General features: G+C 62.9%; 28 protein-coding genes and 1 pseudogene. 17 read left to right on the forward strand and 12 right to left on the reverse strand.

Annotation, left to right across the window (positions count from 1 at the left end; all coding sequences use genetic code 11):
- Positions 1 to 80: 80 nt before the first annotated feature.
- Genes J3E64_RS04780 through J3E64_RS04790 form a run of 3 tightly spaced genes read right to left on the reverse strand, consistent with a single transcriptional unit; the run spans position 81 to position 3,636 of the window.
- A complete protein-coding gene (locus J3E64_RS04780) occupies positions 81 to 1,331 on the reverse strand; it encodes a VCBS repeat-containing protein (RefSeq protein WP_253340395.1) in 1,251 nt (416 codons plus the stop codon).
- Positions 1,328 to 2,281, reverse strand: coding sequence for a sugar phosphate isomerase/epimerase (locus J3E64_RS04785; protein WP_253340397.1), 954 nt, complete (start codon positions 2,279 to 2,281; stop codon positions 1,328 to 1,330). The genes J3E64_RS04780 and J3E64_RS04785 overlap by 4 nt, the downstream gene beginning before the upstream one ends.
- A gap of 26 nt (positions 2,282 to 2,307) precedes the next feature.
- Positions 2,308 to 3,636, reverse strand: a complete 1,329-nt coding sequence (locus J3E64_RS04790; protein ID WP_253340399.1) for an MFS transporter — start codon at positions 3,634 to 3,636, stop codon at positions 2,308 to 2,310.
- Between the two features lie 125 nt (positions 3,637 to 3,761).
- Here J3E64_RS04790 and J3E64_RS04795 point away from each other — a divergent pair, with 125 nt between their 5' ends.
- From J3E64_RS04795 to J3E64_RS04805, 3 genes are read left to right on the forward strand one after another with little or no spacing between them, the layout of a single operon-like run.
- Positions 3,762 to 4,259 (forward strand): RpiB/LacA/LacB family sugar-phosphate isomerase, encoded by a 498-nt coding sequence (locus tag J3E64_RS04795; protein ID WP_253340401.1) that lies wholly within the window; start codon positions 3,762 to 3,764, stop codon positions 4,257 to 4,259.
- A gap of 2 nt (positions 4,260 to 4,261) precedes the next feature.
- A complete protein-coding gene (locus J3E64_RS04800; protein WP_253340403.1) occupies positions 4,262 to 5,194 on the forward strand; it encodes a ribokinase in 933 nt (310 codons plus the stop codon).
- 26 nt (positions 5,195 to 5,220) lie between these two features.
- Positions 5,221 to 6,378 (forward strand): hypothetical protein, encoded by a 1,158-nt coding sequence (locus tag J3E64_RS04805; protein ID WP_253340405.1) that lies wholly within the window; start codon positions 5,221 to 5,223, stop codon positions 6,376 to 6,378.
- Between the two features lie 231 nt (positions 6,379 to 6,609).
- Here J3E64_RS04805 and J3E64_RS04810 read toward each other — a convergent pair whose 3' ends face one another.
- The 4 genes from J3E64_RS04810 to J3E64_RS04825 are packed head-to-tail and all read right to left on the reverse strand — an operon-like array spanning position 6,610 to position 10,194.
- On the reverse strand, positions 6,610 to 7,626 hold the full coding sequence (locus tag J3E64_RS04810; protein ID WP_253340407.1) for a sugar phosphate isomerase/epimerase: 1,017 nt from the start codon (positions 7,624 to 7,626) through the stop codon (positions 6,610 to 6,612).
- 10 nt (positions 7,627 to 7,636) lie between these two features.
- On the reverse strand, positions 7,637 to 8,770 hold the full coding sequence (locus tag J3E64_RS04815) for a Gfo/Idh/MocA family protein (protein WP_253340409.1): 1,134 nt from the start codon (positions 8,768 to 8,770) through the stop codon (positions 7,637 to 7,639).
- A gap of 3 nt (positions 8,771 to 8,773) precedes the next feature.
- Positions 8,774 to 9,610: a DUF1080 domain-containing protein gene (locus J3E64_RS04820; protein ID WP_253340411.1), complete on the reverse strand. Its 837-nt coding sequence runs from the start codon at positions 9,608 to 9,610 to the stop codon at positions 8,774 to 8,776.
- Positions 9,607 to 10,194, reverse strand: coding sequence for a TetR/AcrR family transcriptional regulator (locus tag J3E64_RS04825; RefSeq protein WP_253340412.1), 588 nt, complete (start codon positions 10,192 to 10,194; stop codon positions 9,607 to 9,609). The genes J3E64_RS04820 and J3E64_RS04825 overlap by 4 nt, the downstream gene beginning before the upstream one ends.
- Before the next feature lie 161 nt (positions 10,195 to 10,355).
- Here J3E64_RS04825 and J3E64_RS04830 point away from each other — a divergent pair, with 161 nt between their 5' ends.
- From J3E64_RS04830 to J3E64_RS04845, 4 genes are read left to right on the forward strand one after another with little or no spacing between them, the layout of a single operon-like run.
- Positions 10,356 to 11,183 (forward strand): sugar phosphate isomerase/epimerase, encoded by an 828-nt coding sequence (locus tag J3E64_RS04830; protein WP_253340414.1) that lies wholly within the window; start codon positions 10,356 to 10,358, stop codon positions 11,181 to 11,183.
- Positions 11,180 to 12,238, forward strand: coding sequence for a Gfo/Idh/MocA family protein (locus J3E64_RS04835; protein WP_253340416.1), 1,059 nt, complete (start codon positions 11,180 to 11,182; stop codon positions 12,236 to 12,238). The genes J3E64_RS04830 and J3E64_RS04835 overlap by 4 nt, the downstream gene beginning before the upstream one ends.
- Positions 12,235 to 13,029, forward strand: coding sequence for a hypothetical protein (locus tag J3E64_RS04840; RefSeq protein WP_253340418.1), 795 nt, complete (start codon positions 12,235 to 12,237; stop codon positions 13,027 to 13,029). The genes J3E64_RS04835 and J3E64_RS04840 overlap by 4 nt, the downstream gene beginning before the upstream one ends.
- The gene (locus J3E64_RS04845) at positions 13,030 to 14,274 is read left to right on the forward strand and encodes an MFS transporter (protein ID WP_253340426.1); all 1,245 of its coding nucleotides are present in this window, start codon (positions 13,030 to 13,032) and stop codon (positions 14,272 to 14,274) included.
- A 49-nt stretch (positions 14,275 to 14,323) separates the two neighbouring features.
- Here the strand turns inward: J3E64_RS04845 and J3E64_RS04850 are convergent, their stop codons facing one another.
- Together J3E64_RS04850 and J3E64_RS04855 are read right to left on the reverse strand one after the other, a co-directional pair.
- Positions 14,324 to 14,740, reverse strand: a complete 417-nt coding sequence (locus J3E64_RS04850; protein ID WP_253340429.1) for a Rieske 2Fe-2S domain-containing protein — start codon at positions 14,738 to 14,740, stop codon at positions 14,324 to 14,326.
- A gap of 18 nt (positions 14,741 to 14,758) precedes the next feature.
- Positions 14,759 to 15,184 (reverse strand): VOC family protein, encoded by a 426-nt coding sequence (locus tag J3E64_RS04855; protein WP_253340431.1) that lies wholly within the window; start codon positions 15,182 to 15,184, stop codon positions 14,759 to 14,761.
- Between the two features lie 14 nt (positions 15,185 to 15,198).
- On the opposite strand from J3E64_RS04855, the pseudogene J3E64_RS04860 reads away from it, so the two are divergent.
- The 3 genes and pseudogenes from J3E64_RS04860 to J3E64_RS04870 all read left to right on the forward strand — a co-directional run.
- Positions 15,199 to 16,023 (forward strand): annotated as a pseudogene (locus J3E64_RS04860) (integrase core domain-containing protein); the annotation flags it as partial.
- A 179-nt stretch (positions 16,024 to 16,202) separates the two neighbouring features.
- On the forward strand, positions 16,203 to 16,916 hold the full coding sequence (locus J3E64_RS04865) for a fumarylacetoacetate hydrolase family protein (RefSeq protein WP_253340433.1): 714 nt from the start codon (positions 16,203 to 16,205) through the stop codon (positions 16,914 to 16,916).
- Complete coding sequence (locus tag J3E64_RS04870; protein ID WP_253340435.1) at positions 16,913 to 18,010, forward strand: SDR family oxidoreductase; 1,098 nt, start codon at positions 16,913 to 16,915, stop codon at positions 18,008 to 18,010. Before J3E64_RS04865 ends, J3E64_RS04870 begins: the two co-directional genes overlap by 4 nt.
- Before the next feature lie 162 nt (positions 18,011 to 18,172).
- Here J3E64_RS04870 and J3E64_RS04875 read toward each other — a convergent pair whose 3' ends face one another.
- Positions 18,173 to 18,664 carry a hypothetical protein gene (locus J3E64_RS04875; RefSeq protein WP_253340437.1) on the reverse strand — a complete coding sequence of 164 codons (492 nt, stop codon included), beginning with the start codon at positions 18,662 to 18,664 and terminating at the stop codon, positions 18,173 to 18,175.
- Between the two features lie 63 nt (positions 18,665 to 18,727).
- Positions 18,728 to 19,396, reverse strand: a complete 669-nt coding sequence (locus J3E64_RS04880) for a hypothetical protein (protein ID WP_253340438.1) — start codon at positions 19,394 to 19,396, stop codon at positions 18,728 to 18,730.
- 355 nt (positions 19,397 to 19,751) lie between these two features.
- On the opposite strand from J3E64_RS04880, the gene J3E64_RS04885 reads away from it, so the two are divergent.
- The 6 genes from J3E64_RS04885 (at position 19,752) to J3E64_RS04905 (ending at position 23,368) form a co-directional block, all read left to right on the forward strand.
- Positions 19,752 to 20,039 carry a co-chaperone GroES gene (locus tag J3E64_RS04885; protein ID WP_253340990.1) on the forward strand — a complete coding sequence of 96 codons (288 nt, stop codon included), beginning with the start codon at positions 19,752 to 19,754 and terminating at the stop codon, positions 20,037 to 20,039.
- A 63-nt stretch (positions 20,040 to 20,102) separates the two neighbouring features.
- Entirely contained in the window at positions 20,103 to 21,725 is a 1,623-nt protein-coding gene (gene groL, locus J3E64_RS04890) for a chaperonin GroEL (protein ID WP_253340440.1), read from the forward strand.
- An 82-nt stretch (positions 21,726 to 21,807) separates the two neighbouring features.
- The gene (locus J3E64_RS04895; RefSeq protein WP_253340442.1) at positions 21,808 to 22,059 is read left to right on the forward strand and encodes a hypothetical protein; all 252 of its coding nucleotides are present in this window, start codon (positions 21,808 to 21,810) and stop codon (positions 22,057 to 22,059) included.
- Between the two features lie 92 nt (positions 22,060 to 22,151).
- Positions 22,152 to 22,976, forward strand: coding sequence for a transglutaminase family protein (locus J3E64_RS04900; RefSeq protein ID WP_253340444.1), 825 nt, complete (start codon positions 22,152 to 22,154; stop codon positions 22,974 to 22,976).
- Between the two features lie 27 nt (positions 22,977 to 23,003).
- Positions 23,004 to 23,132 carry a hypothetical protein gene (locus J3E64_RS20630; RefSeq protein ID WP_301287129.1) on the forward strand — a complete coding sequence of 43 codons (129 nt, stop codon included), beginning with the start codon at positions 23,004 to 23,006 and terminating at the stop codon, positions 23,130 to 23,132.
- Positions 23,132 to 23,368, forward strand: coding sequence for a hypothetical protein (locus J3E64_RS04905; protein WP_253340446.1), 237 nt, complete (start codon positions 23,132 to 23,134; stop codon positions 23,366 to 23,368). The genes J3E64_RS20630 and J3E64_RS04905 overlap by 1 nt, the downstream gene beginning before the upstream one ends.
- A gap of 18 nt (positions 23,369 to 23,386) precedes the next feature.
- Here the strand turns inward: J3E64_RS04905 and J3E64_RS04910 are convergent, their stop codons facing one another.
- On the reverse strand, positions 23,387 to 24,181 hold the full coding sequence (locus tag J3E64_RS04910; RefSeq protein WP_253340448.1) for an N-formylglutamate amidohydrolase: 795 nt from the start codon (positions 24,179 to 24,181) through the stop codon (positions 23,387 to 23,389).
- Between J3E64_RS04910 and J3E64_RS04915 the strand changes: the two genes are divergently transcribed.
- Positions 24,175 to 25,113 carry a transglutaminase family protein gene (locus J3E64_RS04915; RefSeq protein WP_253340450.1) on the forward strand — a complete coding sequence of 313 codons (939 nt, stop codon included), beginning with the start codon at positions 24,175 to 24,177 and terminating at the stop codon, positions 25,111 to 25,113. The genes J3E64_RS04910 and J3E64_RS04915 overlap by 7 nt on opposite strands.
- Positions 25,114 to 25,117 lie beyond the last annotated feature (4 nt).

Below are 25,117 nucleotides of genomic sequence, written 5' to 3' on the forward strand. Positions count from 1 at the left end.
ACAAAGCGGTGCGCGAACCTGCAAATTGCAACTTTTGCAGGCTCCGGCAATTCCATCTGGCGGAACACGTCAAAGCATATCTACTCGGCCTTGTTGCCCAGCAGCAGGCGCGCCTGCGTCCCCCAGGCACCGACGAACAGGTCTTCGACGCCGTCTCCATTGACGTCGCCTTTCGCCATGCTCCAGCTGCGCCCTACAGCGGCGGGCGGCACGACGGTCGCCGTCACGTCGCTGAAGCGGCCCTTGCCATCATTGGCATAGGCGCGCAGCTGCAACGGCGTGAACCCGGGCACATCGATCGCCCCGACGATCAGGTCGGGATGACCATCATGGTTGAAATCCATCACCATTCCGCCCCAGCTGGAGAAGCGGTTGACGGGTAGCCGAGACTTGGTTTCGTCGCGGAACCGGCCACGCCCCTTGTTGATCAGCAGCCGCGCTTGCGGGTCCTTGTCCCATTTCTTGTTGTTGCTGGTAAGGTTCAGGAACAGGATATCGGGCCGCCCGTCGCCATTGGCGTCGAACATATGCACCTCGCGCGTTTCCATCGGCGTCCGAAGCTGGAGACCTTTTGACGCCTCACGAAAATGCCCTTTGCCGTCGTTCAGCAGCAGACGGTTTGGCGGGCTTTCGTTGGCGACCACCATGTCGAGATCGCCGTCGCCATCGACATCCGCCAAAGCCATGTCCTGCGTATCATCCTCATAGGCAGGCAAGTGCGTCGACGTGGCGTCGATGAATGTGCCGGGCCGTTCGGGATCGTTAAGCCAAAGGAAATTCTGACCCGAAGCGCGGGGTTTGCCGGGGCGCTCCTCCGCCGAATTGCCCACGATGATGTCGGGCAAGCCATCGCCATTGACGTCGGCCACGGCCAGGCCATTGCCCTCGCTCATTTCAGGCAAGCGCTCCGACGCTTCGGTAAACACCCCTCCCGGCCCGCCGAGGAACAGTTGGTGAGCGTGATCCTCCTCGGCAACGAAGATCAGGTCGGGATATCCGTCACGATTGAAATCCGCCGACAGCACATGTTCGCTATCATGCGCCTTGGTGCCGAGGGCGCCCTGCTTCCAGGTGAAACGCCCTTGGCCATCATTGATATAAAGCCGGTTTGCGCCCATCTCGACGGCAAGCACCGCGTCCAGATCGCCGTCGCCATCCACGTCCACCAGCGCAACGTCCAGCGCGTGGAGATATTTGGAGACGGGGACATGGGTGTCGGTCACATCGTCAAACAACAATGTAGCTGCGGCTTCATTTTGCGCTTGCCCGGGCGTGGCGCCCACCATCAGGAAAGCCAGGATAGCCGTGCGACTGATAAGGCGTCGGCTCACCGTCCGGTTTCCAGCGTGCGAAGAAAGGAAAGGCTCTTGTTGAGGGAGTCGATGCGCGCGCCGGGGAAAGGCGGCTCTTGCTCGACAAAGAAGTTGCGCACGCCCGCGCCGCGCGCCGCTTTCAGGATGGCGGGCCAGTCCATCGTGCCGGAACCGACTTCGGTCGGCTTCTGCCGCATGTGGTAATTGACCTCCGTCCCTGCCGCGATGTCCTTCACATGCATCTGGGTGAAGCGGCCACGATAGCGTTTGAGCCAGACGACGGGGTCCTGCCCGGCGGCGGCCAGCCAGCCCGCATCCATTTCGAAATCGACAATGCTCGGGTCCGTCCTTTCCAGCAGGATCTGCAAACCGGTCTTGTCCCCCAAGGGCGCTAATTCGCCGTTATGATTGTGGTAGCCGATGCGGATGCCATGCTTTTTGAGCCCGGCGCCCTTCTCATTGAGAAAGTCGGCCATGCGCTCGTAACGGTCGGCGGTGATCGGCGGCCCGTCCGGCTTCATCAGCGACATGAAGGACACCGGCGGGCCCCAGACCGGGTCCTTGGGGAACTGGAACAGCGGCAGCACGGCGTTGCGCGAACCCAGGATATTGAGTTGCTCCACCAGCTTGTCGAGATCATCGAAGTTGAGCGCGCTTGCCCCGGGCACCGACGAGGAAGCGGCGACATGCGCGCTGCGGCATTTAAGGCCCGCTCTGTCCAATCCAGCACGGAATTCCGCAGCCGAACGCCGGTGCAGCGACGCAAGCTCCACGGACCGGACGCCTGCCCCTGCAATACTGGCAAGCGCGCCGTCAAAATCGCGATTGAGGTCCGGATCGAACATGTAGAGCTGAACGCCCGCGCCGTCCTCGCCAAGCAAGGACGTAGACTTGCGCCGCGCCATGGCGGGCATGCCGGCAGCCAGCATCAACAAGGCAGAGGATTTGAGGAGGTCGCGACGGTTCATCGGCAGTGTCTTTCAATATGGAAGGTTCAGGCGAGTGCGGCCTTGCGGCTCGCCTCGCGCAGGACGGTTTCGGGATAACGCATCATGCACAGGACCACGCCAAGGGAAAACAGCGCGGGCACGATGCCGATCAATGTGCGCAGCGGCAAAGCGTTGCGCGGGTCGCTGGAATGGGCGGGATCAAAGCCTAGCCAGCCAAGCAGCAGAAACGCAAGGCCGACCGCCAACCCAAGCGCCAACTTCATCGACCCGTTGAGCGTTGCATATAGCAGACCCGTGCGATCGACGCCAAAGCGGGCACGCGTAGCGTCGGCGACGTCGGCCATCAGGGCGCGCGGCAGGAACCATGCGATAGGAATGCAAAGGCCGAGCGCGGCGACATTGGCCGCTGTCAGCCAAAAGGCGTTTGCGGGCTGCACAGCCATAAGCAGTTGGAGGGCAGCCTGTATCAGGGCGCCGACTTGCAGCGCGCGCGCCTTGCCGATCCGCCCCGCAAGCTTTGCAAACAGCGGCGTTCCGGCGAAAGCTGCGGCATAGGCGATCAGGATCAGCGTGCTCGCCGCCGCCCGGTCAAACCCCAGCTGCCCCATGTAGAAAAACAGCGCCACAGCGTTGGCGACGCCGGTCGACAGGGCAATCAGCAGGTCCGCCAACACCAGCCGCACGACCGACCCCTGCGAAAAGAGCGCGACATAATCGCCCAATGCAAGGACAGATTGCGCGCCTTCCGCCGGCTGCTTTTCCGGCGTGCTCTTAAGCGCCAGCAGGATCGCTGCCGGGATAAGCACGATCATGACCCAGCCCGCCGCATGCATGCCCGCGGCCGGATCGTCCGGATAGGCACGCGCTACCAGCGGCAATATTGCCAGGATCGAAAACTGGCCCGCCGTGGCGAAAATCTGCCACCAGGCGAAGATGCGTGTTCGCTCCGCCGCGCCAGTCGCAAGGGTCGCTGTCCAGGCGAGGTGCGACAGCACGATCATGGAAAATCCGATGAAGGCGATGAACAACCATGCCCACAGATAGGGCATGCCGACTCCCCGCTCCGCTTGGAAAAGTGCATAGGTCGACAACATCAGGATCGGCGCGCTTGCGGCCAGCCAGGGGCGGTACCGCCCCCATCGTGATCGGGTGGCGTCCATCATCCCGCCGAGCAACGGGTCGATCATCAGGTCCAGCACCCGCACAGTCATGAAGGCGGTGCCGACCGCAGCTACCGGCAAAGACAGCGCATTGGCGTAAAATTCGGGGAGGAAAACCGTGACCAGGGTCGCATAAGCCTGGATCGCCAGCGCGGTGATGCAAAAGGCCGCGAGCCTGCCGCGCTCCATCGCGCGCCCCTCGGTCTGCATCATTTGGCTCCCCCCTTGATCGGATTTTGAACTGGTAATACCACAGAGATATTAAAGCGCCAGTGAGCAGTTCGATTCCGCCAGTAAAAGACTGCGGAAGCGGAGCTGGCAAGGGTTCCGGGGGATCAATGCGCAAACCAGAAACATTGCCAGGTGACGAACGGCATATTCCCTTCCGGGACGTCATCGGCTTTGCCAACGATCATGCCGGTTTCCCGCTGCGCCTGCCGGTGCTCGACTTGCTTGGACGCCATAGCGAGCGCATCATCGATGTCGGCGCGCAGTCGGAAGAACCGGTGGACTTTCCCGACATCACCCGCCGCGCGGTCCAGGCCATACTCGACAAGCAGACGGATCGCGTCATCCTGTTGTGCGGAACGGGTGCTGGGGCATGTATCGCCGCCAACAAGGTACGCGGTATTCGCGCAGCCGTGGCGCACGACACCTATGTGGCACGGCAGGCCGTCGTGCATGACGACGTCAACGTATTGTGCATCGGCGCATGGATTACCGGGCCGCAGATCGCGCTCGACATCATCCGCCATTTCCTGGCAGCGCAGTTCAGCGACGAAGAACATTTCCGCCGCCGCGTCGCAAAGCTCGCCATGCTCGAACAGGGCAGTTGACCATGGCGGGCAAGGTCGTCGTGCTGGGTAGCGTCAATGTCGACCTTCTGGTCAGCACGCCGCGCCTCCCCGCTCCGGGAGAAACCGTGTCGGGAATCAGTCTGACCCGCCAACTCGGCGGCAAGGGCGCTAACCAGGCAGTCGGCGCGGCCCGCGCCGGGGCGCCCTGCATCTTGCTGGCCGCTGTCGGACAGGATGGGGACGGCGCCAACATGGTGGCAGCGCTTAACGGCTACGGCGTCGATACCGGCCGCATACGCACCACGGCCTCCACCACGGGCTGCGCGGTGGTGGCGACATCGCCGCAAGATAATCAGATCATCCACATCGCAGGCGCGAACAGCGACGTCGACACCACGCTGGCCGCAGAAGCCGATCTCGGCCCGGAAGATGTCTGCGTCGCCCAGATGGAAACGCCCATTCCAGCCACGGCCGCCCTGTTCCAACATGCTCGGGCCGCAGGGGCCTGCACCATCCTCAACGCCGCACCCGCATCCACCGCCGCGCTTTCCTTACTATCGCTCTGCGACCTTCTGATCGTCAACGAAAGCGAATTGGCCCTGCTGGCGGGATCGCGCGCCGAATTGATGTTCGACGACGAAAATCTGCTGTTGAGCAGACACCTGCTAGGATTGCAGCCTGACCAAAGTCTGCTCGTCACCCTGGGCGCTGACGGTTTAGCGATCGTTGAGGAGGATGCGATCCAACGCATCGCGGGGCGGCGAGCGACGGTGGTCGACACGACAGGCGCAGGCGACTGTTTTTGCGGCTATCTCGCCGCTGGCCTGGCACGGGGCGACCCGACGGACCAAGCCGCTATTGAGGCCAATGCCGCCGCGGCCATCGCCGTCCAATCCTTCGGCGCGGCGTCCTCGATCCCCAACCGCGCGACGGTGCTACAAAGCCTGGGCAGCAGCCCCGCCCCTGCCTGCTGAAAATATCGATAAAAGGAGCCTGAATCGTGAGCCATTCCCTGCACGGCGATAAGCCCACTGTCGCCGCCCGCGTTGCAAAAGCGGTCCTGCTCACAGCAGCCCTGCCCCTGACCATATCCGCTGCAACGGCCAAGGACGACGGCATCGACTATCTCACAGCACCCTTCCATCAGAAACGGCTCCTGGACTGGGGCAATCGACCCAACTGGTCGCCCGACGGCCGCCGCATCGCCTTCACAAAGGACGACCTTGTCGACGGCCCCGCCTATGAGGTCGACGTCCGTGCGAAGAAGGTCCGCTGCCTCACCTGCAAGTTCGGCGATACCCAGTTCGTCACCCGCATATTCTATCTGCCCGACAACAGCTTCCTGATCGAGGCCGCCCCGGGAATGAAGGGCGGCAGCGGCGGGGCAGCAGATGCAGCGCGCACCCAGCTCTTCTGGATGTCAAAGTCGCTCGCTCGCCCGGTGTCACTCGACAGCGGCGTCATGGGCGACATCGCGATCGCACGCAAAGCCAATGCCGATGGATCGGTGGACATCGCCTGGTCGCGCCTGACCGCCACTGGCCTGGAACTCACCAAGGCGCGCCTGGTTCATGACGGACGCACCGCACGCCTCGCTGACCCGCAGGCGCTCTACACCTACCGTCCCGGCCAGCCAGGGCCCGCCAGCTTCCCCGAAGCCTATGACTTCATTGACGGCGGGCGGAGCGTCATGTTCTGGACAACCGAAATGGACGCGCTCGACAGCGAAATGTACAAGGTCGACATTGCGACTAAGGTCGTAAGCAAGGTCTACGCAACCCCCTCCCACAACGAAACGCATGTCTTCCCGGACGAACGCTACGGGCTGGAAGAAGCGAATATTCATTCCGATCCGGACGGCCCCTATCGCGGCATCAGCGCCCACATCAAACCGGGCGTCGAGCAGATCCTGCGCTTCGCCGGTAAAAGCAACGCAGCGGAGATCGCCGCCGCCAACTCGGGCAAGGGTTTCGATATCTTCGTCATCACAATGGACGGCAAGTCTCGCCGGGCTCTTACCAATGTCAGCCGGTCCGGTGCACAAGCGCATCAGTCCATCGTGTCTCCCGACGGCCGCCGCATAGCTTTTGCGATCAAGGATCCCACCGGAAAGTCAGCTCATGCAGCAGGGCTCTACATAGGAACCTTCAGTGATTGAGAAGCAGTGCGGCCGGAGGTAACCATGTACCGGCGCGGAATTCAAGGATCACCTCGCGGCGCGAATTGCTCCAAAGCCAATTCGATCCTGGTCCGTTAGCGCAAAGATCCTTGGTTCCCTACGGGAGCATTATCACCGTTTCGTCAAAACCTGTCTTGCAAGAACGGGAGGCCGTGATCTGCGGTGCTTGCGGAAGATAACAATTCGAAACGAGTTGGCAGGTCACCGAACTCATCCACCCTTCGCGAAATCGTCGAAAGCCCGGTTGGTCACAGGGATAATGTGTCGCGCGATAAACGGCGCGCCCTCCGACGCGCCTTGCTCAGGATGCTTCAGCGCGCATTCCCATTCAAGAACTGCCCAGCCGGGAAAGTCATATTGCGCCATCTTCGAAAAGATCTGCCCGAAATCCACCTGCCCGTCGCCCAGCGAGCGGAAGCGCCCCGGGCGATCGACCCAGGATTGATATCCGCCATAGACGCCGGTCCGGCCGGACGGACGAAACTCGGCATCCTTGACGTGGAAACTCTTCACCCGCGCATGATAGATGTCGAGAAATGCCAGATAGTCGAGCTGCTGCAACACGAAATGGCTGGGATCATACAAGATATTGGCGCGTGGGTGCTGATCGACGCGGTCGAGGAACATCTCGAACGTCGCCCCGTCGTGCAAATCCTCGCCAGGGTGGATCTCAAAGGACAGGTCGACTCCGTTTTCGTCGAACGTGTCGAGGATCGGCCGCCAGCGCCGCGCCAGTTCATCGAAGGCCTCTTCGATCATCCCCGCCGGTCGTTGGGGCCAAGGGTAGAAATAGGGCCATGCCAGCGATCCTGAAAAAGTCGCATGGGCGGTCAGGCCCAGCCGCCGACTGGCCTGCGCCGCCAGCTTCAGCTGCTTTATCGCCCATTCCTGCCGCGCATCGGGACGCCCCCTGACTTCAGGCGCGGCAAAGCCGTCGAACAGCGTATCATAGGCCGGATGCACCGCAACCAGCTGCCCTTGCAGGTGCGTGGACAACTCGGTGATGGACAGGCCCTTATCGCGAAGTTTGCCCAGGATTTCGTCACAATAACCCTGACTTTGCGCCGCAGTGGCCAGATCGATGAAGCGCGGGTCGTTGGTCGGGATCTGCAACCCCTTGTAGCCAAGGCTTGACGCCCAATCCGCAATCGCGTCCAGCGAGTTGAAAGGCGCATCGTCGCCAATGAACTGCGCCAGGAAAATTCCCGGCCCCTTGATCGTGCGCATATAAGTTCCTTCAGACGATGAGAGGGACCCAGCCGCTTTCGTTGCGGCTGGCGTGAACGGCGGTCTCGATCAGCGCCATGCCGCGCAGGCCATCGGCCATGCCGGGCAACAGGGGTGCCGTGCCACCGCGCAGCAGCGTGGCGAAGTCGCGATAGAGATTGGCGAAGGCTTCCAGATAGCCTTCCGGATGCCCACCCGGTGTGCGTAGACCTGCCGTCGCATCCACGCCCAGAGACGCATCGCCTGCCTGGACCAGCTCCGTGCGCCCATCGCCATGATGAACGACCAGCATGTTGGGCGCTTCCTGCCGCCAATCGATCCCACCCCGATCTCCGTGGATACGCAGGCGCAGGCCGTTGCGCTCGCCGATCATGATCTGCGAGGCGAACAGCGCGCCGCGCGCGCCGTTTTCAAAGCGCAGCAGCAGTTGGCAGTCGTCGTCCAAAGCGCGGCCGGGCACGACCGATCCCAAATCAGCGAGCAACTGCGTCACACGCAGCCCGGTGACGAATTCCACCAGATGAAAGGCGTGGACACCGATATCCGCGATGCAGCCGCCCGGCCCGGCGCGCTTGGGGTCCAGCCGCCATGCCGCCTGCTTGCTGTCCGCCTCGGTAGCAAGCCAGCCCTGGGGATATTCGACGATCACCTTCGTCACGCGGCCGATGTCGCCCGCCGCAATCCGCACCCGCGCCTCACGCACCAACGGATAGCCTGAATAGGTGTAGGTCAGGGCATAAGGAACCGCCGCGCCAGCCACGACTTCGGCGAGTTCGCGCGCTTCCTCCAGCGTCGCGGTCGCCGGCTTATCGCTCATCACGGCGATGCCAGCCTCCAGCGCGGCGCGCGCGGCAGGCAGGTGATGATGATTGGGGGTAGCGATCGTGACGAAGTCGATCCCATCGGGCCGCGCTGTTTCCGCCTTCAACATCGCCGCGAGGTCGGGATAAGCGCGCGCCGGATCGATCCGGAAAGCAGCCCCCGCCTCCGCCGATCGGGCAGCGTCACTGCTGAACGCGCCAGCGACCAGCTCAATCTCTCGGTCCAGTTCAGCCGCGATCCTGTGCACGCTGCCGATGAAGGACCCAGGGCCGCCGCCGATCAGGGCAAAACGCAGGCGTCGGCCATTTTTGTCGTTCTTCACTCTTCAGACCTCTCTGATCCTGATGTTCCGCCATCGGCAGGCTGCTCCGGACCCCCAGCGGGCCTCGCCGAAATGGGAATCATGGTCATGCACTTCGAATGCGATATGGCCGCGCTCCCCCAATAGCGCGGCGACGGCGGCGGGGTCATAGCCGGGCGATTGCAGCGCGGCGGTGTCGACTTCGGCGATCCGAAGCTCATTCACCCAGGTCGTGATGACCGGCAGCGCGCCGCCCACGCAGCGGATGCGCAACGCGTTCCAATCGCCCCATCTCCAGACGCCCAGAAAATCCTCGACCTTCGCGGCGTAGGAGAGGCGCGCGATCTTGTCCGGCGTCACCGGCTCCGCGCTGCTCGCCGGATCGTCGGCCCTAAGGCCCATTGGTCGGCCCTCACTGTCCGGCACGGCATCGATCGCAAAAGGCACGGCGGAAAAACCGGCCAGGCCGTTGCCGTAAAAGCCGCCAATGCCGCCCGATGGACGATGATCCACCAATATCTGGAAGCCTTCCCAGCTGTCGCGCCGGCGGCGCACCATCACGCCGGTATCGGCAGGCCAGTCGGGGCGCATCTCCAGCGCCAGTTCGAAATCGCCGAACGTCTTTTCTGACAGCAGATAGCCGCCATAGCCAGTCTTTGCCTGACGCCCCACGATCGCTCCATCCTCGACTTCCCAGGTCGCCGGATGCGCCTCCGGGTCGGCAGGCGTTTCGACGCCATATTGCGCCATCAGGTCGGTGACGGCCGGTCCTCCCGGATTCCAGCTGCCGTAGACGCGGGGAATGGCCCGCCATCCGGCAAGCGTGTGACCGTCGAACAATGTGCGAAATTCGCCCGTCATTTACGCCCGCCGCCGTGGCCAAGCAGAAGTTCGATCTCCGTTTCCAGCGCCGCCGCCATATCGATCGAGCGATCGACCAGCCAGCGCACCTGCAAGCCGTCCGACTTGGCGATCAGCATCATCGCAGCATGATCGGCATCGATTGCGGCGGCTACACTTCCCACGGCCTGGCGCCTGCGGATTTCGTCAGCGATATAGGATTGCAGGACGGCAAAGCGCGCCCGGAAAAACTCATGCGCAGGGTGGGATGCGTCCACCGCTTCGGCAGCGAATGCGGTATAAAGCTGCACCAGCCCCGGCGTATGGGTGTTGCGCCTGACCCCCTCCACCAGTCCGGCGAAGACGTCCTTGTCGGCCGTCAATTCAGCAGCATTGCCCTCGTCCCACATGCGCAGCACTTCCTGCAGCAGCATTTCGCGCGTCGAAAAATAGTAAATGATGTGCGCGCTATCGATCCCGATGCTCCGCCCGATCTGACTGAGCGACGCGCCGCGATACCCTTCGCGGCTGATCACATCGACCGCCGCGCGCAGGATTTCGTCCCGCCTTTCCTGGCCTTTCGCATAGGGTCCGCGCCTTTTCATTCCGTCGCCATAACAGCACGATCGCCGAAAATATAGTTGTCCTTAATTTTCAGCGTCGCTATAGATTCCTTCAAAGCGGTGCAAGCCGCAACGGAGGATGTCCCTTGAAACGCATCGCAATCAATCCGCTCCCCTGGGTGACAGGCCCGATGGGGCCACACGTGACTGAGCAGAACCTGCGCGAAGCACTGGCCGATCTGGTGCAGACAGGCTTTCGTTCGCTTCACACAGATGTGCCTGCGAGCCTGACCGTCGCGGAATACAGGTCGATCCTGGACGAATTCGGCTTCACTCCCGCGCCGGGCTATTTCGCCGGGGATTTTCATATCGCCGATAAGCAGGCAGCCATTGTCGAGCAGGCGAAGGCGCATGCCGGCACGCTGGCCGCGCTAGGCGTGCACAGCACGTTCGTCGCGGGCAATATCGACATGGCGCGCTTCGCCAATCCCGCCGTCGGCGACAACGCGTCGGCTGAACGGACCAAGCAGATGGCCGAAACGCTCGCTCTTTTAGCCGATGCCGGCTTTTCAGAAGGCGTCCGCTTCGCTCTTCACCCGCATATCGCGATGATCGTCGAGACGGAGGAGGAAACACGCGGCGTGCTCGACATGACTGCCGGATCCCACCTCGGTTTCGGGCCTGATACCGGCCATTTGCTCTGGGCCGGAATGGTGCCGGAACGGATCATCGCCGACTATGCCGACCGGCTGGTGGCGGTGCATCTGAAGGATGTCGATCCCAACGGCTTCCGCCAGACGCTTCGTTACGAAGATGATTATATAACGGCGATCGGCACCCGGCATATCTGGAGCGAGCCAGGCCGTGGCATCGTCAATTTCGATGCCGTGTTCGACGCCCTGCCTGCCGGTTTCGACGGATGGTTCGTGGTGGAGGTGGATGTGCCGAACCTGCCCACGCCGCTGGAAAGCAGCCGCGCCTCCTATGAATTTCTCGCTTCCCATCCCTATTTCGCTGGAGCCACGGCATGAACATGGTCAAGCCGTTGGGCGTCGGCTTCGCGGGCGCGGGCCCTGTCACGCAGGCGATCCACCTGCCGACGCTCGCCCATCTTCCGGATCTGTTCACGCCAGCCTGCGTGATGGACGTCAACGGCGATCTGGCTGCGGCAGTGGCAGCCGGTGCAGGCGCGCGTTCCGTCACCTCGCTGGAAGCGATGCTCGCCGACCCGGCTGTGGATGTCGTCGCTGTCTGCAGCCCGCAGCAGTTCCACTCCGATCAGGTGATTGCGGCCCTGCGCGCAGGCAAGAAGGCCGTGCTATGTGAAAAGCCGCTGGCGAACAGCGCTGATGAAGCGCGGGCGATCGCGGAAGTATCGGCGGAAACCGGCATTCCGGTGATCCTGGGCGCCATGCATGTGTTCGATCCCGCCTGGAGCGCGGTGAAGGATATGCTGGGCGATCTTTCGCCTAGGGCACGCAGCATCCGCTCCAGCATCGTGCTGCCGCTTAACGACCGGTTTGAAAATTGGGCGACAGAGGTAACCGGGCGGCCCGAAACGGCTTTCTCCATGCCCGGCGAAATGACGCCGGATGTGATCCGCCAGATGTTCCACACCTTGATCCTAGGCTTGGCGGTGCATGATCTGCCGCTGGTGCGCGCCTTCCTGCCGGATTGGCGCGACCTTGAAATCTGGTCGGCACGCCAGCTCGCGCCTTTCGGTTATCTCATCGCCGGTCATGCGGGCGGTCGCGCGGTGCAGCTTGCCGGGACGATGCACGGCCATGGCGAAGCCTATTGGGATCTGGAAGTCGTCACAGACACAGAGCTGCTGCGCATCCGCTTCACGCCATCCTATGTCCATGGCGGTTCGGCAGTCGCGACAATCACCGATGCGTCAGGCGCCGTCCGCCAGATCGGCCCCTTCGACCGCAACGGCTATGTCGAAGAATGGCGGGCGCTTCATGCGGCTGCGCACGGTGACCAGCGCGCCGTGCCCTCGCTCGACACGGTCGCGGAAGATTTCGACTTCGTGATCGATGTCGCCAACAAAGCCAGCGCGAGCGCGATCGGAGAGCTGTCATGACCCTTTCACTGACCATCGCCGCCGAAGCGCCCGGTCTTCAGCAAAGGCTCCGCAAGACGCTCGCCACCCTGCCCCTGTCCTACCGCGCAGCAGCTGACGGCGACACCGCTTCGGTCATGCTTATCGCCGGGGACGGCGACTGGGCGGCACGCGCGGCGGCGGCCATCGACGCGGGTGCGCGCGGCGTCATCATCGCCGATCCGGGCATGACGGGCACAGACGCGATCCTCACCCTCGCCGATCGGACCGAGCAAGCCGGTGCGGTCGTGGAACTGGCGGAACGCTATGCGGGCGATCCGACACTGCTGCGCCACCGTGCCGATCTCATCCAGCATCTGGCGGCGACGTCCACTATACTGATGAGCCAGGTTGGTGGCTTCGCCACCCCTGCCGATGCCGCGCTGGACATGGTGCGCACGGCGCACGCGCTGGGGCAACCGCTCACCCTCACCCATGTCTGGCAGGCATCCCATGCCGTGGTCGTGCGTGGCACGGCGGGCGAAAAGCTCTTCGAAGGCATGGCCACGACCGGCAGCGGCGGCGTTGGCCAGCGAATCGACGCGCTAGGCTTCGGCCGCACGCTGCGTCTGGCGCTACGGGGCGATGGATCGGCCAGCCCTTCGGACCTCAGAATTGCGAACGCCAAGGGTGAACGGAAACTGTCGCCGGTTTACGAAAGCGTGGACCGTTCTGCATGGGTGCGGGCGCATGCCGCGCTCGACAGCGGCCAGTCGACCGGCCAGCCATTAAGGCAGTTCGCGGCCGACATTGCCATGATCCAGGCCCTCTGAATGGCGAGCACGGCCGACGGTCGCGCAAGCGGCGCATTCATCGCGGCCTATTGGATCGCACAATGCGGCAACTGGCTGGGCCTCGTCACCCCGGTCACGCTGACGATCGCCATGCGCATCGCGCAGATCGCCGATCCCGCGCACAAGATGAGCCAGCTTGGCATGATCCTCGGCATCGGCGCGCTCGCCTCGATCATCGCCACCCCGGTCTGGGGCCATATTTCCGATCGCACGACGGCGCGCATCGGTCGGCGCAAGCTGTGGATGATCGTCGGCGTAGCGGGAGGCGGCGCGGGCTTGCTGATGATGAGCGCCTCGAGCAATATCATGCTGTTCGGCCTGGGGTGGGTCATTGCCCAGATCGGCTTCAACGCCAATCAGGCCGCGCTCAACGCCCTTTTGCCGGACCAGGTGCCTGAAGGGCAGCGGGGCCGGGTGTCCGGGTTGCTGGGCCTCACCATCATCGTCGGGGTGGTGGCGGGCACATTCCTCACGCAGTTCACGGCGGGAAGCCCCTATCTGCTGTTCATGGCCCCTTGGTTGGGCACCGTCCTCAGCCTCGCCGTGATCCTGCCGATGTTCAAGGACGGGCCTGCCTCCGCCACCGTGCAGGCGTCCGGCGGCCTCCGGCAGTTTCTCGCCTCGTTCAGCATCAACCCGCGCGAACATCCCGATTTCTACTGGGCGTGGATCAGCCGCTTTCTCGTCATCATGGGCATGTCCTATATTCAGGTCTACGCCGTCTACTTCCTGTCCGATCGGCTTCATCAGCCCATGTCCGACATCCCCCGGCTGATGTTCATCAATGGCAGCATCGGGGCAGCGATCACAATCGCGGTTTCGCCCATCTCGGGATGGCTTTCGGACAGGGTGGGGAGGCGCAAGCCCTTCGTCATCATCGCCGCGATTATCGGGGCCGTTGGGCTTGTGACGATCGGCATGGCGCAGACCGTGCTCCAGTTCCTGATCGGATCGGCCGTCGCGGGCGTCGGCATGAGCGTCTATTATGCGGTTGATCTCGCCCTGGTCGCGGCTGTGCTTCCCGACCCGGACAACAGCGCCAAGGACATGGGCATATTCCAGATCGCCAACACCCTGCCGCAATCGCTGGCCCCGCTCATTGCCCCGATCTTCCTGGCGATCGGCGCCGTGCAGGGCGGCAATTACTCGGCGCTGTTCATCGCAGCATCCGCACTTGCATTGGTCGGCGCCATGGCGGTCATACCGATAAGGAAGATTTCTTAAAGAGTTGGTCCAGAAAACCAGGCGAATGAATTGGCTGCCGCGGAAGATATTATGGACGGGCTCGGCCCTCGTCCATTGCGGCAGCAGTATCCTGTTGCCCAGATCGTGGCCGGCTTTGCCGCCTCGGTGCAAAGTCGCCGGCCAGCCATAAATAGCCTTCGCGAATGACCGTGTTCACCGGCGTCAGCCAGGCGCCGACACATGCGCCGGCGATGCATTCTCCGGTCGCGATGGAAAAGAGCGCGCCGTGCGCGCTGCACCTGATCAGCGACCCGTCGGCGTTGAGATATTCATCCTTCCGCCACGCCATCTTCGCCATTGGAACATGCGGGCAAGCATTTCGATAGGCGTAGACATCCTCGCCGCGACAGATGACGAACATCGTGTCGCACCCTTCGTTCAGGGGATCCAGGCCGCGCGACTTTCCGTCGGCCAGATCGCTGACCCGGCAAAGGGCGCGTTCCACGATCGATCAATCTGCCGCTCAGTGCTTGTCCGGAGGGCCGCCCGGGAAGAACTTCTCGACGTTCTCGAACAGGAACATCTGCGATGCCTCCGCACCCGGCGTGGCTATGCGCGGGATCCAGTCGTCGTCGTGCTTGTCCATGTCGGCATCATATTCAACATGGCAACCCATGGGCGAATTGAAGTACCAGAACCAGTTGGAGCCGAACTTGTGTCGCCCTGGTCCCCAGAAGCTCTCGTACCCCTTGTTCACGAACCGCGTCCCGGCAGCCATGAGCGCTGTCGGTCCCTGCACGTGGAACGCCACATGCTCCAGCCCCTGCATGTGGGGCGGGGTCTGCAGCAGGAACAGGCAATGGTGATCATCGTTGGAGCGCGGGCGCAGGAATGGAGCATTGATCTGCCCCCCGCTGAGTGGCCCAGAGACTATGATAGTCTGGACCACGAAAGGGACGACGAATGCCGAGCAAGAAGCACAAGCCGGAAGAGATTATCGGCAAGCTGCGTGAAGTTGAGATTATGCTGGCACAGGGAGCGAGCACGGCCGAAGCCTGCCGCCGGATCGCGGTCAGCGAGCAGACCTATTATCGCTGGCGGAAGGAATATGGCGGGCTGAAGACCGACCAGGCGCGGCGGATGAAGGATCTGGAGAAGGAGAACCAGCGGCTTCGCCGTGCGATTTCCGATCTGACCCTGGACAAGCTGATCCTGCAGGAGGCGGCAAAGGGAAACTTCTAAGCCCCGCGCGGCGGCGACGCTGCATTGATCATGTGCGACGAGATTTGCCGATCCGGGTGTCCGAGCGATGGATATGCCGGGTGCTGGGTCAGCATCGATCGACGCAGCGCAAGGTGCCGCGCGGGGCGGATGACGAGCAGGCGCTGACGGAGGCCAGCCGGGAGTGCCTGGCGCTCGTCGTGGCGCGTCAGCTCAAGCATGAGGATGTTCTGGCGGCCTTAGCCGACCTGTTCATCTCGCGCGGCCCTCCGGCACATATACGGTCCGATAATGGCAGCGAATTTATCGCGACCGCCGTCCAGCAATGGCTGGGGCAGATCGGCGTGAAGACGCTCTACATCACACCGGGATCACCATGGGAGAATGGCTATAACGAAAGGTTGGGCTTCGCCCGGCCTGCGGCTCAACGGGTCGCTTCGCGACGAACTGCTCAACGGCGAGATCTTCTACAGCCTCGTCGAAGCCAAGGTGCTGATCGAAGCTTGGCGGTGGCATTACAACACCGTCCGCCCGCATAGCAGTCTGGGATACCGACCACCGGCACCGGCAACGGCGACACCGCCATATCCGGCCTCCGGTTCCGTTTCGCTCCACCTCCGTCCGGATATGGCGGCGATGGGCTTAATCCACCAACAAACCAATCGGTCCACTCGGTGGGGGCAGATCAAGCTATTCGGATCAGGTCGCACAGGAAAAGCTCGACTATTTTCGGGAGAAGCGTGGCGATGACTGAGTTCGTGATCCCGGTCTCACCGCAGGCGTCCGCGCCAGTTCACGGCGGAGGCCGCTTCCCTGTGCGTCGCATCTACTGCGTCGGGCGCAACTACCTGGAACACATCCGCGAGATGGGCGGTGATGAGCGCGAACCGCCGTTCTTCTTCCAGAAGCCTTCCGATGCGATCGTGGCGGCAGGAAGCCCCCGACCGGGAGACGATCCGGCAACGGTACCCTATCCGCCGATCACCGCGGATTTCCAGTATGAGGTCGAACTGGTCCTGGCGATCGGCAGGGGCGGCACCGACATACCCAAGTCGGAAGCAGCCGGTCACGTCTACGGCCTTGCCGTCGGCATCGACCTGACCCGGCGGGACGTGCAGGTGGCAGCCCGCAAGAGCGGCCGTCCCTGGGAAATCGGCAAGTCGTTTGACCATAGCGCACCCTTGGCCCCGATCATCCCCCTGACCGGCGACCTGCCGACTACGGGCGCGATCAGCCTCGAGGTCGACGGGGTGGAAAAGCAGTCGGGCGATCTCTCGCAGTTGATCTGGAACTGCGCCGAGATCATCGCCGAGCTCTCTTCTCAATATCGCCTCGAGGCCGGGGATCTGATCTATACCGGCACGCCGGCCGGGGTCGGTCCGGTGGTGCCGGGCAATGTCATTACCGCCCGTGTTGAAGGATTGCCGACACTGGCGCTCAGGGTGGAGGGGCGCCCATGACCGCGCAAATACCGCCGCGCAGAGCCGGCAATGAGGCCGATCGCTTCGGCCGGGTGTCGCAGTTCTTCCACTGGACGACCGTCGCGCTCGTGATCCTCGTTTTCGGCATCGGCCTCACGCTCGACAATTGGCCGCGCGGCGATGCCACGCGCGAGGCTGTGATCACCGTCCACAAGTCGGTCGGCCTGACGATCCTGCTGCTGACCTTCGGCCGCATCGCCTGGCTCCGCCGCTCGCCGGCACCGGCGCCAGCCGACCGCCTCGCCCGATTGGAGCGCTGGACCGCATGGGTCGTTCACAAGTTGCTCTACGCCGTCCTGCTGTTGTATCCGCTGTCTGGCTTCGTCCTCTCGCAGGGCGCCGGCAAGCCGGTCGGGTTCTGGGGACTGTTCACCTTTCCCCAGCTGGTCCCCTACGATCCTGCCGTTTCCTCGGAGCAGAACCCGTGGGTTATCGGGGCGGATGAGGTCCGTTCGCTCGCTGCCGAACTACCGCAAGCCATCGGCGTGCCGACGGACGTGACCGATCAGGCGCAGCTGGCCGCACTGGTCGAAACGGCCGAGCAGCGCTTCGGCGGGATCGACGTACTTCTGTGCAACGCGGGCATTCCCGGCCCCTTCGGGCCCATGGCCGAGGTGAGCGAGGAAGAACTCGAGGCCCTGCTTGCGGTCAATCTGAGACACCCCTTTCACTTGTCCAACCTGGTTGCGCCGCGCATCGCCGCGCGCGGCGGTGGCAGCATAGTGCTGACCGCGTCGATCGCCGGTCTGCGCGGCAACCGGGGGGTGGGCACTTACGGTTTGACCAAGGCCGCTTTGATTCAGCTGGCGCGCAACCTGGCCGTCGAATGGGGTCCCCACGGCGTTCGCGCCAACGCCGTTGCTCCCGGCGTGATCGCCACGAGCTGGGCCAAGAATATCCTGTCAGATCCCGATGCCACGGCCCGCCGCCTGCAAATGACGCCGCTGCGCCGCATCGGCGAACCATGGGAGGTTGCCACAGCAGCACTGTTCCTTGCCGGCCCGGGCGCGGGCTTCATCTCTGGCCAGGTTCTGGCGATCGATGGCGGAACGGTGATCACCGATGGCAGCTGACCCCCGGCAACTCGCCAACCCCGTGGGTTCTTGTTGCTGTCAGACTGTGCGGGACCAAGCTATTCGACGGCAAGCACCGGAGAGGAAATTTCGGTGCTAGCGGACTTCGCCCGTGGGAGACCACTGGCGCGGAGCGATGTCTTTGGCTTGGGCTATGGACCATCAGAACCGCCTCTGCCCGGGGTCGACCTTCTCGCAAGTGCCGAAAAAGTCCTGCCCCGTGCCCTTGATACTGATCTCGCCAGTCCGGCGGTCGATCCTTAGCTTCGGCTTGTTCAGCCCGTTTAGCCGATAGCTGGCGCGGATTTCGTCGGCGCCGACGATCAGATCATCGAGCTGCCACCAATGCTGGTGATCGCCGCCCGAGTTAAGCGGGGGAATGAGTTTCTCGGGCAGGCGGATACGGCCATCGTTGCCGTAGATCTGGAGTGTCACCGCCGACGAGAAGCCCTGCATCTCCGTCTGTACGCCACTGCGCGTCCGATATTTGTGGTCATATCGATCCCACTCCAGCGTATTGACATAGGCGGATCCGAGCTTCTCGCCCTGACCCGAGCAGATCAGGTTGATTGCGTCGCCCGATTCCGACTGCGCGATGGCCGGCGCCCCAGCCAGTCCGGCCATGGCGGTTGCAAATAAGGTTGCCGCATGCATCTCTGTTCTCCCACTTATTTTGCGGAAAGATGCCAGACTCGCCCGCGCCAGGCCAGCTTTTGCTTAGTGGACGATGGCCGCGGCGAGCACGAACAAGACGATGCTGTAGAGGGAGGCAATGCATGCGTCGCCAGCTCCGACAAGAAAGGACACATGCAATTTGCGCGCGAACCAGCGGGCCTGAGTGGCGAGATACCAGAGCGTACCAGCACCAATCACCACTGCCGAGATGATGCGTACATCGGCAAAAGCCAGATTCGGAGCCAGGGTGCCGATCCCCAACATTAAAGCGAAAGGCGCCGCCGTATAGCATTGCGCGTAAAACGGCCGGCGCAGGCTGGCATGGGTTAACCTTGTGCGCTGCCGACGCAGCAGGCGAACCGCCATCATCAACGGAAATAGGCTGAACAGCAGCATCCTGAGCGCCAGGAGCGCCAGGTCGCTGTCGACCAGAGCCGCCAAGCCATGCATGTCGGACAGCAGCGGGTTGCGCGCTACCGTCGCGACTTCGATGCCGTGCGAAATGAGCAACGTCAGGAACAGGAAAAGTGGTGGGCGGATCGCATCGTCATATTGCTCGTCCGGCCGATCGGAAACTTCGCTATCAGCATATTCCATCATTTTCTGGGGCCGGACGACCGAACGCCACAAGGTTATCGGATAGAAAACAAGCCAGCTCATGACGCTGTAAAGCGCCTCGTCGAGTGACTCGATGATCTTCATGAAATCCATGCGCACAGCTTCGCGCGTGCGGCTCAGCCTGTCGAGTGGATTACGGAGACGATCAACAGATGACGGTCATCGTGGGGGAAGCGGCGACGTTCGGTCGGCAGATGCTCCGGGCATTCGTGCCGATCCGGCATAACATAAGCGAACGAGGGCTGCCGATGACGGCAGACGTTCTGCGTGTTGGGGTGGTTGGTCGGGTGGGCGGCGGTGTCCGTGCCGGCTATCTTGTTTTCTTAACATGCGCCCCCATATGGATTGGGTTGGCATCCGCACGATGCTCAATCGCAAATTGGCAGCGCTGGCTCCCCGCTTGTGAAGCGACGACATATCGTCGCGGTCCAGCGGCAGGATGCACGTCATGACATTTCGACCGCTCCACGATCGCGTTCTCGTTCGCCGCAAAAACGCTGCTGAGGCATCGCCCGGTGGCATCATCATCCCCGACTCAGCACAGGAAAAGCCACAGGAGGGCGAGATCGTCTCCGTGGGCGGCGGCATCAGGTCGCAAGGCGGTGTCATTGAGCCGCTGGACTTGAAGGCCGGCGATCGCATCCTGTTCGCAAAATGGTCCGGGGCCGAGGTGCGGGTGAATGGGGAGGACCTTCTCATCATGAAAGAGAGTGACGTTCTGGGCGTCGTCAGCTGACCCCCCCTCTTCCTTCCGGCGCCTGTTCAGCGTTGACCGACCTACCTTAAAGGATCACCAATCATGTCAGCCAAGGACATAAAATTCTCGCGCGACGCACGTGAAGGCATCGCGCGCGGCGTCGATATTCTCGCGAACGCCGTCCGGGTGACGCTCGGTCCCAAGGGGCGCAATGTCCTCATCAACAAAAGCTTCGGCGCTCCGCGCATCACCAAGGATGGCGTGACCGTCGCAAAGGAAATCGACCTTCCCGACAAATTTGAAAATATGGGCGCGCAGATGATGCGCGTTGTCGCCTCAAAAGCCCACGACCACGCCGGTGACGGCACGACCACGGCGACCGTTCTTGCACAGGCCATCGTGCGCGAAGGCATGAAATCCGTGTCCGCCGGCGTCAATTCCATGGACCTGAAGCGCGGCGTGGACATCGCCGTCACGGCTGTCGTCGCCGAACTCAAGGCACGTTCCAGGCCCGTTTCGAACAACCAGGAGATCGCCCAGGTCGGCATCGTCTCTGCCAATGGCGACGAGGTGGTCGGCCGCAAGATCGCCGAAGCGATGGAGAAGGTCGGCAAGGAAGGCGTCATCACAATCGAGGAAGCCACCGGCGTCGAGTTCGAATTGGATGTTGTCGAGGGCATGCAGTTCGATCGTGGCTATCTCTCGCCCTATTTCATCACCAATGCCGAGAAGATGTCGGTCGACCTTCAGGACCCGTATATTCTGATCCACGAGAAGAAGCTGAGCAACCTGCAGCCGCTTCTGCCCATCCTTGAAGCGGTGGTGCAGGCTGGGCGGCCGCTCCTCATCATCGCCGAAGATGTCGAAGGCGAAGCGGTCTCCGCGCTCGTCGTCAACAAGCTGCGCGGCAGCCTGCATATCGCGGCCGTGAAGGCGCCCGGCTTTGGCGATCGCCGCAAGGCCATGCTGGAGGATATCGCTATCCTCACCAATGGAAGCATCGTTGCGGAGGAACTCGGCATCAAACTGGAGAGTGTCACGCTCGACATGCTCGGCAGCGCCAAGCGGGTCGTAATCGACAAGGACAGCACAACGATCATCGATGGCGCGGGCGATCAAGGGGCGATCAAGGGGCGCGTCGATGCGCTTCGGGCGCAGATCGAGACGACCGCCGGCGATTATGACCGCGAGAAATTGCAGGAGCGGCTGGCCAAGCTTGCCGGCGGTGTCGCCGTGATAAAAGTCGGCGGCGTATCGGAAACCGAGGTCAAGGAGCGCAAGGATCGCGTCGATGACGCGCTGCACGCAACCCGCGCGGCGGTCGAGGAAGGCGTCCTCCCCGGCGGCGGCACCGCGCTGCTCTATGCCTCCAAGGCGCTGGATGGTCTCAATCCTGTCAACGACGACCAGCGGCGCGGCATCGATATCGTGCGCAAGGCGCTTCAGGCTCCGCTGCGGCAGATTGCCGAGAATGCCGGGCACGACGGTGGCGTGATCGCCGGGCGCCTGCTCGACGATCGGGATGAGAATATGGGGTTCAACGCCCAGACCGAGACGTATGAAAATCTGTTCCAGGCCGGCATCATCGATCCCACCAAGGTCGTGCGGGTCGCGTTGCAGGACGCGGCGTCGATCGCGGGGCTGCTGATCACCACCGAGGCGGCCGTCGCCGATCTTGGCGAAGGAAGCAGCGGCCCCCCCAAAGCCGGCGGCATGGGATATTGATCCACTCTCAATATGGTGCCCTGCGCGCGCAATCGAAACCGCAACACGCGCCTGGCGAGATGCTGTCGAGGAGGAATGCCCCATGATCCACACATCCGCTTTCTGCCTGGCTCAAGAAGCCGTGCAGCGTGATCGCGCCGCAACCGCAATCCTCAAGAATGTCCAGATGATCGCGACGTCCGCAGCCGCGGCATGGGCGCGCGAAGCTGCCAGCGCGCTGCGCCGTGAAGCAAAGCTCGGGCGCGAGGATCGATTACCGGCCCCAGCCTCGCCGTCCGAGAGTAAAGAGGATTTGTGGTTCAGCGAAAATCCCGACCGCGGGTTGGCAAGCTGATGGTACTGCGGACCACCAAATCTTCGTTTCTCAAAGCGCTGATATTTCAGTCGCAATCCGGCGCTCTTGATCCGGCAGTCTAAGGATGATGAATGCTAATTCGAGCCGGATATGATATCGCCTTCACGGTCGACCAGGCCGTTCCGATGCTGGCGTTGCTCAGCATTCACCCCAGCCGGAACCGGGATCTTCGCAGCGCCCAGCGGATTTTCACCCAGCCCGATGTGGCCGCCTATGATTATGTCGACGGGTTCGGCAATATCTGCACCCGGCTCACCATGCCGCCCGGCGGGATCGCCATATCCTGCGGCTTCGTGATCGAGGACAGCTTTCTGCCCGATGTGACCGCGCCGAAAGCGATACAGGTGCCGCTGGAACAAATCCCCGACGATGCTTTGCACTTTCTGCTGGGTAGCCGCTATTGCGAGACGGACCGCCTGTCCGATCAGGCATGGGGCCTTTTCGGCCGCACGGCGCCCGGCTGGTCGCGGGTCCAGGCGATCTGCGATTATGTGCATGAGCGTATCCGCTTCGACTATACCGCCGCGCGGCCGACCCGCACGGCATGGGACGCACATGAAGAAGGCGTCGGCGTCTGCCGGGACTATGCGCATCTCGCCATAGCCCTCTGCCGTTGCATGAACATCCCGGCGCGATATTGCACTGGCTATATGGGGGACATGGACTTGCCGGCGCTTGTCGGCGACATGGACTTTTCTGCCTGGTTCGAGGCCTATCTCGACGGCACATGGTATACGTTCGATGCGCGCCACAATCGTCCCCGGCGTGGTCGCATCCTGATGGCCCGCGGGCGCGATGCCGCTGACGTGGCACTCACCACGACCTTCGGCACCGCCAGGCTTACGCGGTTCGACATCTACACCGACGAGGATCGCCTGGGGCATCTCGCGCCCTGATAGTCAACCCAGCCAAGGAGAATGCGAATGGCCAAAGGCCAAAAGAAATCGAACCGCGAAGTGCGCAAGCCCAAGGCCGAAAAGCCGGGCAAGACAAATGCGTCCAATCCGTCGACCAAACCCGGTGTCGTCGGCATCGTGACATTGAAGAGCTGATGTCGCGCAAGTTCACGCCACGCAGCGGGGTCAAGCTTTCCGAAGGGGAAGCCAGGCGCCAGAGCCGCGTGACGAAGCTCGCCCTGGACAAGCTGGGCGCATCCGCCGCTATCGTCTTTCTGAACGGCCATTTGGACGATCTTTCGGGCCGACCGATCCAGCTTGCCGTGGCCAGCGATGAGGGTCTCGAGTCCGTCGAGCGACTGCTGGCTAAGACGCCCGCGATCGCGCGATAACGCTCTATCTCGCAGGCGCTAGGCGCGCGCCGCTGCCAGAATGGCATCGGCCAGTCGCTGCGCCCAGCCAAGCTGACCGGCTTCGGTCGAGATCAGGTCCTGCCGGACTTCGATCTCGGCATAGCGCAATGCGCGCGAAATGGCGTGGCGGGGTATGGTATAGTCGATGTCGTCCATCGCGTAGGGCTCATTGTCGCCGACCGTGATATCGCCCCATCGCGCCAGGGCGTGCAGCATAGCTACTGCGATGCCGGTCTGGCCATGGCTATACAGGATGCCGATGTCCCAGGGCCGCGTCTCGCCGTCCATGATCGGCGTAAAGCTGTGCAGTGACAGCAGGATAGTTTGGCGACCGGCCGCGAGGCGCGCGTCGATGATGGTTTCGAGCGCGGCATGATAGGGCCGATGAATAGTCGCGATCCGCGCCTGCCGCGCGACCGCGTCCAGTCCTTCGTTGCCTGCGATAGTGGTGCCGTCGGACACCGCCGGCATCGCATCAGGCCGGTCCGGATCGCGGTTGCAATCGACGACCAGGCGCGAATAGGTCTGATGCAGGAATGGCGCATCGAGCAACAGCGCCAGTTTCTGCCCCATACCAAGAACGCCTATGTCCAGCGCGATGTGGCGCGTGCGATCGGCGGGTTCCAGTCCCATGTCGCCGAGCGCGCGGGGAATGGCCGAACCGGCATGATCGCCGATCAGCAGGAACGGCGCGGCGCCCTCTGCGTTGAACAGCATGAACGGCGCCGGATCATCCGGGCCCAGTAGTCTGTCCGCTGCGCGCCCGACCGTCAGGACCCGAACCCATGCCATTGCTGACGATCCGCCATGTTACTGACTATCGCTACAAGGCGCCGGTATCGCTGGGTGAGCATCGCATCATGATGCGCCCGCGCGAGGCGTTTGACCAGCATTTGCTGTCCGCCCGCCTGGATATCGATCCCAAGCCCAGGGAACTGCGTTGGCTGCATGACGTCTTCGGCAATTCAGTGGCGATGGCTCTGTTCGAACGAAGGACGTCGCAGCTGACGGTCACGAGCGAGACGACGCTGGAACATGCGCCGCTGGCGCAAGGGCAGGTCGATGTCGAACCCTATGCGCGGCTCTTTCCGTTCACCTATTCCTCGGAGGACATGCCCGATCTGCTCCGGTCGATCGAGCGGCAGCATCATGACCCCGAACGTATGATCGACAATTGGGCACGCAGTTTCGTGAGCAACCATGGCGATACGGAAACCATCGCCCTGCTCACCGCTATGGCGACCGGCATCAAACGCGATTTCACCTATGTCCCCCGGCACGAAAAGGGCACCCAGTCGCCGATCGAGACCTTGAGGAAGCGGCAGGGCACCTGCCGCGACTTCGCCGTGCTGATGATCGAGGCGGTGCGCGCGCTCGGCTTCGCCGCGCGGTTCGTGTCGGGCTATGTCTACAATCCATCGCGCAAGGAAGACGTGCTGGGCGGCGGCAACACCCATGCCTGGGTGCGGATCTTCCTGCCCGGATCGGGCTGGGTCGAATTCGATCCGACCAACGGCATCATCGGCAATCGCGGCCTGATCCGCGTCGCCATCGCGCGCGATCCCTATCAGGCCTTGCCCTTGTCCGGCACATGGTTCGGCTTGCCCGCCAGCTATCTGGGAATGGACGTCACCGTCGATGTCTCGCGCGCCGATCCCGCCAGATTCCCGCGCTCTTCCCATGGCGCCATCAACAGCCGCCCCGTCGGCTCTTCAGGAAAGTGACATG

It is taken from the genome of Sphingobium sp. OAS761, from assembly GCF_024168485.1.
Taxonomy (GTDB): domain Bacteria; phylum Pseudomonadota; class Alphaproteobacteria; order Sphingomonadales; family Sphingomonadaceae; genus Sphingobium.